This is a genomic window from Xanthomonas hortorum (genome assembly GCF_024339125.1).
Classification (GTDB): Bacteria; Pseudomonadota; Gammaproteobacteria; order Xanthomonadales; family Xanthomonadaceae; genus Xanthomonas; species Xanthomonas hortorum.
The window spans coordinates 3522269-3535058 of record NZ_CP101417.1; the positions used below are offsets into that span (position 1 = coordinate 3522269).

Below are 12790 nucleotides of genomic sequence, written 5' to 3' on the forward strand. Positions count from 1 at the left end.
GCGAAGTGGGTTTTGTCAGCCGTTACTAGCGAGTAGCGCGTTTGGCCTGCCGCGCACTCGCCAACGATTCAGCCACGGCGATTTTTTCCGCGACCGCTTTCTGCATCGCCGAGCCGGTGTCCAGCAAGTCATGCAAATGGCGCCAGTGTTCGCTGGCGGCGCTGTAGTCCTGCTGCTGGAAGTCGCTGATGCCGAGCAGCCACAGAGCGCGTTGATGATCCGGCTCGCGTGCGATCACCTGTTGCAGGCGTGTGCGCGATGCGGCGTCGATGGCGAAATCGCTGCGCGTACCCATGTCTGCCGCGATCCAGCCGACAATGGCGGCGCTGTTGTCGGGGGCGAGCTTGAGTGCTTGCGCATAGGCATCGCGCGCGTCGGCCGAACGGTTTTCCTGCTCGTGCGCCTTGGCCTGCTGCATCCAGGCGTCCAGCGCCTGCAGTTGTGCTTCTTCAGCCGGACTGATGGCTGGTGTTTGTGCTTGCGTGCTGCCGGCAGCAGTCGCCTCAGACGTCGCCTGCACTGTCTGCTGCGCTGGCGTAGCGTACACGCGCGTTGCGATGGCGTCGGGCGCGCCGACCAGGCGATACAGGCCGGCGGTGGCGATCGGCAAGCCGAGCACCAACACAATCGGCAGCGCATAGCGTGTGCCGCGATGGCGCGTTGGCCGGCGCAGCAATGGCACCAGCAACAACAGCAGCGCGATTACCACCAACGCCGCGCTTATCAAATAGAAACCGGTCATCACCACTCTTCCTCAGCTTGCGGTGCCACCGGTGTCCCGGCACGCGCACGTTTGCGCACGGTGTGGATCACCACGCCTGCACCGGCACCCAGCATCAACAGCGGGCCGAACCACAGCAGCCAGGTGCCGCGTTTGACCGGCGGGTCGTACAGCACGAAATCCGAATAGCGCTCGACCATGTACTGCTTGATCTGCGCATCGCTGTGGCCGGCCTGGATCTGCGCGAACACCTGATGGCGCAGATCGCGTGCGAGCGCGGCGTTGGAGTCGGCCAGGTTTTCGTTCTGGCACACCAGGCAGCGCAGTTGTGCGGTCAGACGCTGGTAACGCGCTTCCTCGCTGCGGTTCTTGAACGGCAGCGGGTCCACTGCCTGCGCCGCCAGCGGCGGCGCAAGCAGCACGCCAAGCAGCAACACCAGCAGCAAGCGCAGTTGCCGGCCTTGCAGACGCCAGTGCCAGCGCCACCAGGGGCGAGCCGACATCACTGCGCACCCTTGGGCAGCGCGGCGATGGCCGGCAGCAGTGTGTCGTTGATGACATCGGGTGTGAGCACGCCGATGTGCTTGTAGCGGATCATGCCTTGCGCATCGATCAGAAACGTCTCCGGCGCACCGTAGACGCCGAAATCGATCGCGGTCTGGCCGGCTTCGTCAGCGATCACTAAGGCATACGGGTTGCCGTATTGCGCGAGCCACGCGGTGGCATCGGCGGGCGCATCTTTATAGTTGTAGCCGATCAGCGGCACGCCGAGCCCGTTGGCCTGCGCCATCAAGACCGGATGTTCGTGCACGCATTCGGCGCACCAGCTGCCGAACACGTTGAGCACATACGGCTTGCCTAGCAGCTGGTCGCGGCTGACGTGTTGTTCGGGCTGATCCAGCCTTGGCAGCGAGAACGCTGGCGCTTGTTTGCCGATCAACGGTGAGGGCACATCGCGCGGGTTGTGTTGCATCGTCCAGTAGATGCCGAAGCCGAACAGCGCCGCCAGCAACAGGAAACCCAGCAAGGGCAGCAGACGGTTCATGCGGGCGATTCCTGCGCAGTGACGATGGCATCGTGTGCCGGCGAGGTGGTTGCCTTGCCGGCGACGGCTGGCGCACGAAAGCGGCGCGCGCAGGCGCTGACAAAACCGCCCAGCATCATCAGCAGGCCGCCGGCCCAGATCCAGCGGATGAAGGGTTTGTAGTACAGCCGCAGCGTCCAGTCGTATTCGATGTGTTGATCGTCCAGCGGCTCGCCGAGTGCGACGTACAGATCGCGGGTGATGCCGGGATCGATCGCTGATTCGGTCTGAATGCGCTCGCTGCTGTACAGGCGTTTTTGCGGATGCAGCAGCGCGATTACCTTGCCATCGCGACTGACCTGCACGCTGCCTTGTTCGGCCTTCCAGTTCGGCCCATCGATCATTTGCACGCCGTCAAACCGGAACGCGTAACCGGCGATCTCAGCGCTCTGGCCGGGCGACAGCCGCACATCGCGTTCGACCGACAGGCTGTCGGACACCAGCACGCCGGCAACGAATACCGCCACGCCCGCATGCGCGAGCAACATGCCGGCCATTTCAGCCGGAAAGCGCCGCCCGCGCGGCATTTCGCGCCAGCGCTTGTGCATGTACAGCGCGGTGCCGGCGGCCACCCACGCCGCGACGCCGATGCCGGCAATCGCCTTGATCTGGCCATCAGCGAAGAGGCTGCCGACCAACGCACACGCAATCGCGGCGATGCCGGCGCGCGTGCCAAGTGCCTTCAACGGTGCTGCCTCGGCCTTGCCCCAGCGCAGGTAAGGGCCGAACGGTAGCAACAGCACCACAGGCAACATCAGCAACGGGAACAACAGGCCGAAATACGGTGGCCCCACCGAGACCTTGCCCAGTCCGAACGCGTCGGCGATCAGCGGGAACAAGGTGCCCAGCAACACCATCGCGGCGGCCACGGTGAGCAGCAGATTGCCGATCAAAATGGCCGTCTCGCGCGAGGCGGCGGCGAACGGTTTGCCGCTGGCGATCTTCGGTGCGCGCAAGGCGTACAGCAGCAGCGAGCCGCCGACCACTGCCACCAGGAAAATGAGGATGTACAGGCCGCGGCGCGGATCGGCGGCGAACGCATGCACCGAGGTGAGCACGCCCGAGCGCACCAGGAAGGTGCCCAGCAACGACAGCGAGAACGCCAGGATCGACAACAGAATCGTCCACGCACGCAGGCTGCCGCGTTTTTCGGTGACCGCCTGGGTGTGGATCAGGGCGGTGCCGACCAGCCACGGCATGAAACTGGCGTTTTCCACCGGGTCCCAGAACCACCAGCCGCCCCAGCCCAGTTCCGCATACGCCCACCAGCTGCCGGCGACGATGCCGGCCGTGAGGCAGGCCCAGGCCACGTTGGTCCACGGCCGCGCCCAGCGCACCCAGGCCTGTTCCAGCTCGCCGCCCAGCAAGGCCGCCACCGCAAACGCGAACGCCACCGAGAAGCCGACATAACCGGTGTACAGCACCGGCGGGTGGAAGGTCATGCCCGGGTCCTGCAGCACCGGATTGAGTTCGTTGCCATCCAGGGGAATCGGCGACAGCCGCCCGAACGGATTGGAGGTCAGCAGGATGAAGGCGAGAAAACCCACCGATACCAGCCCCAGCACCGCCAGCACTCGGGCGGCGAAATGCTGCGGCAGATGCCGGCTGAAGGCGGCCAGCAACACCGTCCATGTTGCAAGGATGGCGATCCACAGCAGCAACGAGCCTTCGTGCGCGCCCCATACCGCGGCAAAGCGGTAGTACCAGGGCAGGGCGATATTGGCGTTGGCAGCGACATAGGCCACCGAAAAGTCCAGCGACAGCAGCGACCAGGCGAGCAGGCCGAACGCCATCCACACGAACACTGCCTGGCCTACCGCTGCCGGCCGTGCAATGCCCATCAAGGCGGAGTTGCCACGCCAGGCACCGATCAGCGGCAAGACGCCCTGGGCAAGCGACAACAGCAGCGCCAGGATCAGTGCGATCTGGCCGAGTTCAGGCGTCATGGGCAAATCGCATTGTGCAACGAAGGAAGATCATGGAAGTGGTGGAAAGCGGTGCGCGCCGCATCAACGCGGCGCCGACAGCGGCACCGCGGCGGCAGGAATCGGCTTGCCGACATGGCCCTCGGCCATCGCGTCCTTGAGTTCTTTGGGCATATAGGTTTCGTCGTGCTTGGCCAGCACTTCGTTGGCGACAAAGCGCCCGCCTTGCATGCGTCCGTTGGCGATCACCGATTGGTTGTCGCGAAACAGATCCGGAAGGATGCCGGTGTATTCGACCTGCGTTGCGGCGTGCTTGTCGATCACGGTGAAATTGACTTTCAGGCTATCGGTTGCGCGCTGGATCGAGCCGGCCTTGACCATGCCGCCGAGGCGAAATTGCTGATAACTGGCCGCCTCGCCGGCGTGCACCTGGCTGGGCGTGAACAGATAGCTCATGTTCCGCTGCAGCGCGAGCACGATCAGCGTCACCGCCAGTGCGGCAGCGGCGATGACGCCGATCACCAGCCAAAGGCGTTGCTTACGTGTTGCATTCATGGCGCGTCCCGCTCCAGCGTGGGAACTGGCTGATCGCGTGCACGTCGCGGTGTCTGTCGTTGCAGCTGGCCGCGCAATTCGCGTGGCAGGCGGCGTCGACGTAACCACGGCGAGGCCAGATCGGCCAGCAACACCAGCACGAACAACGCGTACGCGGTCCACACGTAGTGGCCGTAACCGCCCATCGCCAGAAAGGTGTTCATGCGGTGCGCTCCGTCAACACGATCCGGCGTGCCCAGTCCTTGCCGCTTTCCAGTGCGAGCAGGTCCACTCGCACGCGGCCGAACAGACTGGCCAGGTAATAAAACTTGGTGGCCAGCATCATCGTCAGCAGAGGCCACAGCATGTCGGCGCCCATCTTGGAGGGGCCGAGCAGGCGCACGGTGGAGCCTTGATGCAGCGTGTTCCACCACACCACCGAGTAATGCACGATCGGCAGATTCACCAGGCCCACCAACGCGAGCAAGCCGGCCGCACGCATCGCCTGACGGCGATCTTCCACCGCGTGATACAGGCCGAGCACACCCAGATACAAGAACAGCAGCAGCAGCTCCGAGGTGAGCCGTGCATCCCAGGTCCACCAGGTGCCCCACATCGGCTTGCCCCACAGCGAGCCGGTGCACAAGGTGATGAAGGTAAAGGCCGCGCCGATCGGCGCCGAGGCCATGGTCACCACTTCGGCCAGCTTGATCCGCCACACCAGCGCAATGAACGCGGACACGCCCATTGCCGCGTAGATGAAAAGACTCATCCAGGCGCTGGGTACGTGGATGAAGATGATGCGGTAGGCATCGTGCTGCTGGTAATCCGGTGGCGCCAGTACCAGCCCGCCGTAAGCGGCCACCGCGCCGAGCAGCAGCGCCAGCGCCAGCGCCCACGGGCGCACGATGCCGGCGACGCGGTAGAACGTGGGCGGCGAGCTGAGTTTATGCAGCCACAAGGGAATCCACTTGGCCATGCCGGTGTCGTCAGTTGGAATGTTTGGCGTGCGAAGCCAGCGCGTCGACCGCAGCGCCGGCGTTGACCTGCAGCTGGCCGTCGGACATCTTGCTGGTGCGTTGCATCAGTTCGCGCAAGCCGGTCGCGTCCATCGACGGCGACATCGACAACAGCAACGCGGCCATGCCGCTGACATGCGCGGTGGCCATCGACGAGCCGGAGGTGAAGTCGTAGCGGCCGTTCGGCTGAGTGGTGAGGATGTCCTTGCCGGGCGCGCTCAGCACACCGGGCATCGCGGCGGTGGCGCTACTGCTGCGCACCACCAGCACGCCGGGCACATCGTTGGGAAAGCCATCCATGCGCCCGTTCGGCGGCATCGCGGCCACCACGATGCGGCCCTGTTGCACCAGATGCAGCAGCATCTTGCTCAGCAGCGGGTCGGCCGGGCCGCCCAGGCTCAGATTGATCACGCGCGCCGAGCTGTTGTTGATCGCCGCCAGCGCCTTGGCCAGGGTGAAGGTGTTGCAGCGTGCGGTGGCACCGACGGTCGGTGCATACCAGCACGCCTTGTAGATGCTCAGCATGGCCTTGGGCGCCATGCCGACAATGCCTTGATGGTTGTTGCTGCCGGCAGCAATGATGCCGGCCACTTCGGTGCCGTGCGAATCGCTGCTGGTGGCGAGCGCGGTGTCGTCGACCAGATCGTGCACGTCGCGGATGCGCGACTTCAGATCGGGGTGAGCGGTGTCCACGCCGGTGTCGACCACCGCCACCACCACGCCGCGGCCCTGGGTGACGGTCTGCGCGCTGGCCGCATCGGTGGCGATGAAGCCGCGTTGCATGTCCACGTATGGGTCGTTGTAGCCGGACAGCGCCGTGGTCTTTTCCGATGCATCGGCGGAGAACACCGAGAAATCCTGCACCGGCTGCACCAGCTCCACGCCTTCGTCGTCGGCCAGCGCGCTGACCAGCTCGTCGCGCGATACGCCAGCCGGCGGCTGCAGCACGGCGCAATACAGGCCCAGCGAGGTGATCGGCCAGCCGGAAACTTCGCGTAGCTTGTAGCGCTGCTTGATGGCTTCCATGCGCACGGCGGCCTTCTGGCCGGCGCCGTAATAGCTGGAGGCGTAGCCGATCAGGCTGGAGCCGGCGCGTGCCGGCGGCGCGGTGAGCGGGTTGGCCACCGCCAGCAGGATGTCGCGGCTGCTATCGGGCGTATGCGCAGCGGCCTGCGCCGGCGCGGTACTGGTGCCGACAGCTTGCGCAGCATGCTGGGGCGTGTCCTGGGCATGCACGCAGGTGCAGCTGCCCAGGCCGATGAAGCCGGCGATCAAGCCGATAACGTAGAAGCGGCTCATGGTGCCGACACGATCTCGGCCAGGCGGATGCGCGGGTTCGCACGCAGCTGCTGCACGGTGTGCTGCGGCTGGGCAGGCGGCTGCGGTGCGACAGGCACCACGGTGTAGGCGCCCATTTCATTGGGGCCGCCGACCACCTGCAACTGCTGCGCATGCAGCAGGCTGTCCCAGTCGGCCACGGTCATCCTGGCGTCGGGCACCACGCGGATGGCACCCTGCGGGACCGGCAAGGCGGTGGCGCTGCTGAGCGTGCGGTAGTCGTGCGAGGGCGCGGCCAGCTTGACGCCCATGACGCCAAGACCAATGGCCTGCACCAGGGCGGCGGCGGCCAGGGCGCGCACCGTCCAGTTGCCGGAGCGACGTGCTGCCGGCACCGGTGCAGCAGGTGCGGTGTGCTGTTCCGGCGCATCCAGGCGGCCGAGCAGGCGTAGCAGGCCGGCGTTGGCGTCCAGCTTGACCGCCGACGGCAGTGCAAGCGCTTGCCGCAGACGATTCTGCTGGGCGAATTCGGCGCTGCACGAGGCACATTTGGCCACGTGCGCGATCAGCCAGGTGTTCTCTTCCTCTGTGGCACTGTCCAGCAATACTGCGGGCATCAGTTCCCAGGCGTGCGAGCATTCCTTGCCAGGCGCGATGAAAAACGTCTTCATTGCATGGTCTCCGTGTAAGGGGCGCCGCCGGCCAGGCCGGGCAGCACATTGCGTAATTTGACCCGCGCATGAAACAGCCGGGCTTTGATGGTGCCGACCGGGCACTGCATGATTTCGGCGACTTCTTCGAGTTTGTGGCCAACGCCATAGACCAGTTCGATCACCATGCGCTGGTCCGGCGAGAGCCGTTGCATGCCCTTGTCGAGCCAGTCGCGCAGCTCGCGGTCGTCGTTGTCGTCGGCGCTGGGGGCGTGGTCTTCCACCACGGCGGTGTCGTCGATTGCCTCGCCGTCATGCTGGCGCAGGCATTTGAGCCCGCAGCGATAGGCGATGCCCATGATCCAGGTCGACACCTGCGAATCGCCGCGGAAGTCGCCGGCTTTCTGCCAGGCGATCCAGAAGCAGTCGTTGATGGCTTCCTCGATGATGTCCGGGCGGCGGGTCAGCCGCGACAGGAACCGGCACAGCCGGCCGTGGTAGCTGGTGTACATGGTCGCCAGGGCGGCACGGTCGCCCGCGGCCATGCGCCGCAGCAGCATGCGGTCGGTGGCATCACCCAGGGTGTCGGAATCATTCATCGAGGCAGGCACGGCAGAAGACGTAGGTCAGTGCCCGCACGGGGGCAAAAGGTTGCAGCTGGATCAGAACGTGGTGGAGACCGTGCCCAGCCAGGGCGTTTCGCCCGGGCCGCCCTGCAGGCGCGGGGTATTGCTGCTGGTGACGATGCGTTCCAGTTTCAGCGTCCATCGTGCCCGGCTCCACTTCAGGCCCAATTGCCCGTACTGATAGCGGCCGGATTCGGCAGCGCCGTAGGCCATCGCCGGAAAGCGCGAAGAACCGGCGCCGACCAACAGGCTGAAGTCGTTTTGCAGCGGGACATTGGCGGTGACGTCGATGGCCACATTCCACGGCGATTGGTCGGCGCGGGGAAAGTTGAACACCGACACCGAAAAGGTCAGCACGTCGCGGTAGGACCAGGCCAGGCTGGCTTCCTGGCGGTCGAAGGTGCGCGTGGCCTGGTTGGTCGGGTAGCCGTAGTAGAGCAGGCTTGCCTGCATCTGCCAGCGGTCGTCCAGCATCCAGGCGCGTGCGGCCTGGGCGGTGACCGCCACCGGCTTGCTCAGCGAGGGCGATTGCAGCGCGACCGAGGTGGAAACCGACCAGCCGGGCGAGGGCAGCCAGTAGCCGGCCGCCTGCAGCGTGGCTTTGTTGGGCGCGATCGAGATGCCCCGGTCGATCAGCTGCGAGGTCAGCGCCACCGCGCCGCCGACATTGGCGGCCACGGCGGCGGGGCTGATGACCAGGGCCAGCAGCAGGCAGTGGCGCAACGGGGAGTTGCGCCGGCGCACGTGCGGGCACAGGCAACGCGGGTTGGCGCTGGCCGTTGTGCAGTGCCGCTGCCGCATGTTCAGACGTGGCCTGTCCCACGGCTGCCCGCCGCAGGCGCAATGGCGTCGCGTTCGGAAGGGGGACGACCTGGCAGGCGAGACAGGGGGCAACGGATGAGCGTCTACGGTGAGCGGGGCGCAATAGTGCCTGATTGCGTCGGGCAGACCGCCGCGGGCACGACGGTTCCGTTCATATACGCGAAGGAATCGCGGCCGGCAACGCGGCCGGCGCGACGCCCGAAGCGCAGTGCGCCCCGGTTGCCGGTCGGCAGGGATGACTGCCGGCCGGTCAAACAACGCTCAGTGCAGCGTGTTGAGGTAGGCGATCAGCGCGTCTAGCTCTTTCTGATCCTCCAGGCCTTCGTACTTCATCTTGGTGCCCGGCAAGGCCTTGGACGAGGATTGCGACAGATAGGTCTTGAGCTGGGCGGGCGTCCACTGCCACTTGCTGCCCTTGAGTGCATCTGAGTAATTGCTGTAGTCCGCCAGGCTGGCGGCCGGGCGCCCGGCCACGCCGAACATGGACGGGCCTTTCTTGTTCTTGCCCTGGGCCGCGCTGTGGCACTCGGCGCATTCGGTCATGAACACGCCTTTGCCATCGGCCGCGCGCGCGGGCGGGGCAAGCAGTGCGCCGGCCAACAACAGGCCGGCCAGCGGGGCGCACAACAAGGTTTTGTGGAGTGACTTCATGGGGGTCCTTACGCGTGCAGGGGAATCAGAACGAGACATTGACCGACAACGAAAAGGTGTCGAGATCGCGCGGGTTGGTGATTGGATTGCCGCCACCGAACACGTTGGTGGTGCTGCCGTTGAACTTGTCGAAGCGGAACCAGGTGGCCGCGAAACGCACGTTGGCGTTGGTGGTGTAGGTGCCTTCCTTACCGAACGGGGTCCAGTACAACAGGATCAGATTGGCGGTGGTGTCGGGGATGCCGTAGGGCTGATAACGCGCCACATCGAACGAGCCGCTGTTGATCAGATGCGCTGCCAGCACGCCATAGGTCTGCTTGAACGCGTAGTTCATGCTGATGTTCTGGTCGCGCACGCTGCCGCGGTCGCGCGGCGACATGCTCGGGTCGGTCGGCTGCAGCGGGCTGCCGTACTTGCGGCGCTCGTAGATGTTGACGTAGGCCAGCGACAGCACGTGCTCGCGGGTGCCGAGGAACTGATAGGTCAGGTCGTAACCCAGATCGGTGAAGTCATCGGTGGGACCGCCGGTGCGCAGGCGTTGGCGACGGGTGGTCATCGCGGTCAGGCCGGCCGAGAAGAACTGCCGCTTCATGTCCTTCATATAGGCAAAGCGCGCATAGCCGGTGTCGCTGAGCTTGCCCGGGTCGTTGTTGGGGTTCCAGCCCAGGTGGTCCTGCGCATCGGCGGACAATGCGCTGTAGCTGCCGACTTCGCCGTACCAATTGCGGTCGAACAAGCCGTACACGCTGGCGCCGATCACGCGGTTGGAGAGCGCCGAGGAACTCAGCATGCTGGCCGAACCGGCATTGGAAACCGGGCTGAGGGTCGATGCATTGGGCAGCACCTGGATCGGATCGGACACGCCGGGGTTGTTGTTGACGCTGACGCCGATCATGGCGTCCTTGCCGGCCAGCTGGAACGGCTTGCTGACAAAGCGCAGATCCACATCGTCCAACTGGGTGTTGAAGGTGTCGTTGCCGCCGTTGTTGGAGCGGATCTTGGAGTAACCGCCGATGTGGTCGTTGACCCGGCCGGCCAGATACAGATCGGCTTCGTTGATGCGTGCGCTGCTGTCGCCGCGGCTGGGATTGCTCCGCGTCCAGGTGACCTGGCCGGAGACCGGAATCTTGGTGCCGTTGCCATCGGTATCGGTGAAGCCGCCGAGCTTGAAGCGCATGCCATATGGGGTGAGCGAGGGGCCATAGGAGCCGACATGGCAATCTGCGCACGAAGAGCCGGTCTGGCGCGCGAACGAAGGGATCGCCTGCGCCTGCGTGCTGGCCAGCAGCAACAACGGGCCGGACACGCACAACAAGGACGTCAGGGAGGCGGTGCGCGTGGCGGCAACGCGACGCGGGGCGGGCTGGGGAGTAGGCATGGAAAGTCCTTGTTCGACGGTGCGGGGTTCGGCGCTGCGGGAGCGGGGGAGGGCTGGCAACTCGGGGGAATTCATCGGGCTTTTTTCGGCAGCACGCGATGCAACACGCCATCGCCGAGCACCAGGTGATGCCAGAGCGCGGCGCCGATATGCAGGATCACCAGGGCCAGCAAGACCCAGGCGGCATTCAAGTGCCAGGTGCCCAGGGTGTCGGCCAGATCTTCGTCCGGCGCGACCAGATTCGGCAGCGTCAATCCGAACAGGTAGACCGGTTTGGCGTAGGCGTTGCTCAACGACCAGCCGATCAGCGGCAATGCGACCATCAGGCCGTACAGCGCGAAATGGGTGGCGCCTGCAGCCAGCCGCATCAGCAGCGGCGACGGCGGGCCGGGCGGCAGCTTGCGCAGGCGGATGCGCAAGCCCACGCGCAGGACGAAGAGAAAGAGCACCATCAAACCGAAGTGGCGATGGCCTTCCATCAGCCACTGACGCAATGCGCGTCCTTCCAGCTCGGCGCGCAGCAAAATCAGGGTGGCGGCCATGGCCAGGCACAGCACCGTCAGCCAGTGCAGCACGCGCATCGATTTGGGAAGTGGAATGACCTGCGCTGTGGGTGGCGCCTGTTGCGGCAGCACAGTGGCGCTGTCGGTGGCGGCGGTGTCTGGCGCCTGAGGGGATGAACGCATTTGGTCGGTGTGCTCCGGTGCTGGTCGTTGGTTCCGGCAGTGCGTCGTGCGCTGCCAGGCCTGGCTCCCCACGCCGGCCGATCTGCGGCCAGGTGAACGTGCACCGATATGTGCGGCGATGCCGGCAAAAGGTTGCATCGCCCTGCGGGTGTTGCGCGGCAGTCCGTGCATATCCACGTCTGCTGCGTCTGCAACTGCGCTTGCGCGCACATGGATTCGCAGTGCCGTGACGTGGTGCAACCTTTGGCGCATCCCGGTGCACTCAGGCATGTCGCACTACGTGCAGTCAGCGGTTACGCCCCCGAATCATGGCCATCGAACGCATCCAGTTGCACACCCACGGTGACGATCGCGGTCTGCTCATCTCGTTGGAGCAGCAGCGCAACGTCCCGTTCGAGATACGTCGCGTGTATTACCTGTTCGGCACCCGCGACGGCGTGCACCGCGGCCAGCATGCGCACCGCCAGCTCAATCAACTCGCCGTCGCCTTGCATGGCTCGGTGACGATTCTGCTGGACAGGGGCGATGGCAACGGCCAGGAAGAAGTGGTGCTGGACGACCCCTCGCAAGGCCTGCTGCTCGGGCGCATGGTGTGGCGCGATCTGTATCGCTTCAGCCCCGACTGCGTGTTGATGGTACTGGCCGACCAGTTCTACGACCCGGCCGATTACATTCTGGATTACGACGAATTCCTGAGCGAAGTGCGCGGCGAACATCGCCTGGACGCACGCAGGCTGGAAGCATGAGCATGCATAAGCCATTGGTGATCATCGGTGACGGCGAGTTTGCGCAGATCGCCTGCGAGTATTTCCAGCACGACAGCGATTACACCGTGGTCGCCTTCAGCGTGGAGCGCGACTTCCTGCTGCGGCCCATGCTGGCCGAGCTGCCGGTGGTGGCGTTCGAAGAACTCGAACAGCGCTATCCACCCGAGCAGTACGAGGTTTTCGTGGCGATTCCGGCCACGCAGCTCAACCGCCTGCGCACACGTTTCTTCGAAGACATGGTGCGCCGCGGCTATCGCTGCGCCAGCTATGTCAGCTCGCGCGCGTTCGTCTGGCGCAATGCGCAGATTGGCGCCAACTGCTTCATCTTCGAAGGCAACGTCATCCAGCCGTTCACCCGCATCGGCGACAACTGCGTGCTGTGGAGCGGCAACCATATCGGCCACCGCACGGTGGTGCAGGACAACGTGTTCATTGCCTCGCATGCGGTGATTTCCGGCTATTGCGAGATCGGGCGCGGCAGCTTCATCGGCGTCAATGCCACGCTCAGCGACAAGGTGCACATTGCCGCAGACAACATCATCGGCGCGGGCGCGCTGGTCACCCGGCATACCGAGGCCGAGCGCGTGTATGTGGGTTCGCCGGCGCGTGCGGTGGCCGGCAGATCCAGCTTCGACGTGGAGCTCTAACC

At 65.3% G+C, this 12790-nt stretch carries 16 protein-coding genes; 2 read left to right on the top strand and 14 right to left on the bottom strand.

All coding sequences use genetic code 11. From position 1 onward, the window contains the following. Positions 1-25 precede the first annotated feature (25 nt). The 14 genes from NMB96_RS15125 to NMB96_RS15190 form a co-directional block, all read right to left on the bottom strand. A complete protein-coding gene (locus NMB96_RS15125; RefSeq protein WP_255085158.1) occupies positions 26-742 on the bottom strand; it encodes a tetratricopeptide repeat protein in 717 nt (238 codons plus the stop codon). Then, positions 742-1224 (bottom strand): cytochrome c-type biogenesis protein, encoded by a 483-nt coding sequence (locus NMB96_RS15130; RefSeq protein WP_023903694.1) that lies wholly within the window; start codon positions 1222-1224, stop codon positions 742-744. Before NMB96_RS15130 ends, NMB96_RS15125 begins: the two co-directional genes overlap by 1 nt. Beyond that, positions 1224-1766, bottom strand: coding sequence for a DsbE family thiol:disulfide interchange protein (locus tag NMB96_RS15135; RefSeq protein WP_255085159.1), 543 nt, complete (start codon positions 1764-1766; stop codon positions 1224-1226). The genes NMB96_RS15130 and NMB96_RS15135 overlap by 1 nt, the downstream gene beginning before the upstream one ends. Continuing rightward, on the bottom strand, positions 1763-3751 hold the full coding sequence (locus NMB96_RS15140) for a heme lyase CcmF/NrfE family subunit (protein WP_023903696.1): 1989 nt from the start codon (positions 3749-3751) through the stop codon (positions 1763-1765). The genes NMB96_RS15135 and NMB96_RS15140 overlap by 4 nt, the downstream gene beginning before the upstream one ends. A gap of 63 nt (positions 3752-3814) precedes the next feature. Continuing rightward, positions 3815-4285 carry a cytochrome c maturation protein CcmE gene (ccmE, locus tag NMB96_RS15145; protein WP_095574646.1) on the bottom strand — a complete coding sequence of 157 codons (471 nt, stop codon included), beginning with the start codon at positions 4283-4285 and terminating at the stop codon, positions 3815-3817. Next, positions 4282-4488 (bottom strand): heme exporter protein CcmD, encoded by a 207-nt coding sequence (gene ccmD, locus NMB96_RS15150; RefSeq protein ID WP_023903698.1) that lies wholly within the window; start codon positions 4486-4488, stop codon positions 4282-4284. The genes ccmE and ccmD overlap by 4 nt, the downstream gene beginning before the upstream one ends. Next, entirely contained in the window at positions 4485-5243 is a 759-nt protein-coding gene (ccmC, locus tag NMB96_RS15155; RefSeq protein WP_006452991.1) for a heme ABC transporter permease CcmC, read from the bottom strand. Before ccmC ends, ccmD begins: the two co-directional genes overlap by 4 nt. A gap of 10 nt (positions 5244-5253) precedes the next feature. Continuing rightward, positions 5254-6582: a S8 family serine peptidase gene (locus NMB96_RS15160; protein ID WP_255085162.1), complete on the bottom strand. Its 1329-nt coding sequence runs from the start codon at positions 6580-6582 to the stop codon at positions 5254-5256. After that, entirely contained in the window at positions 6579-7232 is a 654-nt protein-coding gene (locus NMB96_RS15165) for a zf-HC2 domain-containing protein (RefSeq protein WP_255085164.1), read from the bottom strand. Before NMB96_RS15165 ends, NMB96_RS15160 begins: the two co-directional genes overlap by 4 nt. Next, positions 7229-7810, bottom strand: a complete 582-nt coding sequence (locus NMB96_RS15170) for a sigma-70 family RNA polymerase sigma factor (RefSeq protein WP_006452988.1) — start codon at positions 7808-7810, stop codon at positions 7229-7231. The genes NMB96_RS15165 and NMB96_RS15170 overlap by 4 nt, the downstream gene beginning before the upstream one ends. Before the next feature lie 63 nt (positions 7811-7873). After that, positions 7874-8638, bottom strand: coding sequence for a TorF family putative porin (locus NMB96_RS15175; RefSeq protein WP_255085166.1), 765 nt, complete (start codon positions 8636-8638; stop codon positions 7874-7876). A gap of 282 nt (positions 8639-8920) precedes the next feature. Beyond that, positions 8921-9310 (bottom strand): c-type cytochrome, encoded by a 390-nt coding sequence (locus tag NMB96_RS15180; RefSeq protein WP_023903703.1) that lies wholly within the window; start codon positions 9308-9310, stop codon positions 8921-8923. A 25-nt stretch (positions 9311-9335) separates the two neighbouring features. Beyond that, positions 9336-10688, bottom strand: coding sequence for a cytochrome C (locus NMB96_RS15185; protein ID WP_255085168.1), 1353 nt, complete (start codon positions 10686-10688; stop codon positions 9336-9338). A gap of 71 nt (positions 10689-10759) precedes the next feature. Beyond that, positions 10760-11374 (bottom strand): cytochrome b, encoded by a 615-nt coding sequence (locus NMB96_RS15190; RefSeq protein ID WP_084217869.1) that lies wholly within the window; start codon positions 11372-11374, stop codon positions 10760-10762. A gap of 308 nt (positions 11375-11682) precedes the next feature. Between NMB96_RS15190 and NMB96_RS15195 the strand changes: the two genes are divergently transcribed. Together NMB96_RS15195 and NMB96_RS15200 are read left to right on the top strand one after the other, a co-directional pair. Further along, positions 11683-12120, top strand: a complete 438-nt coding sequence (locus tag NMB96_RS15195) for a sugar 3,4-ketoisomerase (RefSeq protein ID WP_023903706.1) — start codon at positions 11683-11685, stop codon at positions 12118-12120. Beyond that, positions 12117-12788: an acetyltransferase gene (locus NMB96_RS15200; RefSeq protein ID WP_043889163.1), complete on the top strand. Its 672-nt coding sequence runs from the start codon at positions 12117-12119 to the stop codon at positions 12786-12788. The genes NMB96_RS15195 and NMB96_RS15200 overlap by 4 nt, the downstream gene beginning before the upstream one ends. The last annotated feature ends 2 nt before the right edge of the window (positions 12789-12790 follow it).

What these genes read in the sequence shown, in the direction of transcription:
- NMB96_RS15165 (WP_255085164.1), bottom strand. Translation starts at nt 7,232, where the DNA reads ATGAAGACGTTTTTCATCGCGCCTGGCAAGGAATGCTCGCACGCCTGG.
- NMB96_RS15130 (WP_023903694.1), bottom strand. Translation starts at nt 1,224, where the DNA reads ATGTCGGCTCGCCCCTGGTGGCGCTGGCACTGGCGTCTGCAAGGCCGG.
- ccmE (WP_095574646.1), bottom strand. Translation starts at nt 4,285, where the DNA reads ATGAATGCAACACGTAAGCAACGCCTTTGGCTGGTGATCGGCGTCATC.
- NMB96_RS15160 (WP_255085162.1), bottom strand. Translation starts at nt 6,582, where the DNA reads ATGAGCCGCTTCTACGTTATCGGCTTGATCGCCGGCTTCATCGGCCTG.
- NMB96_RS15135 (WP_255085159.1), bottom strand. Translation starts at nt 1,766, where the DNA reads ATGAACCGTCTGCTGCCCTTGCTGGGTTTCCTGTTGCTGGCGGCGCTG.
- ccmD (WP_023903698.1), bottom strand. Translation starts at nt 4,488, where the DNA reads ATGAACACCTTTCTGGCGATGGGCGGTTACGGCCACTACGTGTGGACC.
- NMB96_RS15200 (WP_043889163.1), top strand. Translation starts at nt 12,117, where the DNA reads ATGAGCATGCATAAGCCATTGGTGATCATCGGTGACGGCGAGTTTGCG.
- NMB96_RS15190 (WP_084217869.1), bottom strand. Translation starts at nt 11,374, where the DNA reads ATGCGTTCATCCCCTCAGGCGCCAGACACCGCCGCCACCGACAGCGCC.
- ccmC (WP_006452991.1), bottom strand. Translation starts at nt 5,243, where the DNA reads ATGGCCAAGTGGATTCCCTTGTGGCTGCATAAACTCAGCTCGCCGCCC.
- NMB96_RS15195 (WP_023903706.1), top strand. Translation starts at nt 11,683, where the DNA reads ATGGCCATCGAACGCATCCAGTTGCACACCCACGGTGACGATCGCGGT.
- NMB96_RS15185 (WP_255085168.1), bottom strand. Translation starts at nt 10,688, where the DNA reads ATGCCTACTCCCCAGCCCGCCCCGCGTCGCGTTGCCGCCACGCGCACC.
- NMB96_RS15125 (WP_255085158.1), bottom strand. Translation starts at nt 742, where the DNA reads ATGACCGGTTTCTATTTGATAAGCGCGGCGTTGGTGGTAATCGCGCTG.
- NMB96_RS15140 (WP_023903696.1), bottom strand. Translation starts at nt 3,751, where the DNA reads ATGACGCCTGAACTCGGCCAGATCGCACTGATCCTGGCGCTGCTGTTG.
- NMB96_RS15175 (WP_255085166.1), bottom strand. Translation starts at nt 8,638, where the DNA reads ATGCGGCAGCGGCACTGCACAACGGCCAGCGCCAACCCGCGTTGCCTG.
- NMB96_RS15180 (WP_023903703.1), bottom strand. Translation starts at nt 9,310, where the DNA reads ATGAAGTCACTCCACAAAACCTTGTTGTGCGCCCCGCTGGCCGGCCTG.
- NMB96_RS15170 (WP_006452988.1), bottom strand. Translation starts at nt 7,810, where the DNA reads ATGAATGATTCCGACACCCTGGGTGATGCCACCGACCGCATGCTGCTG.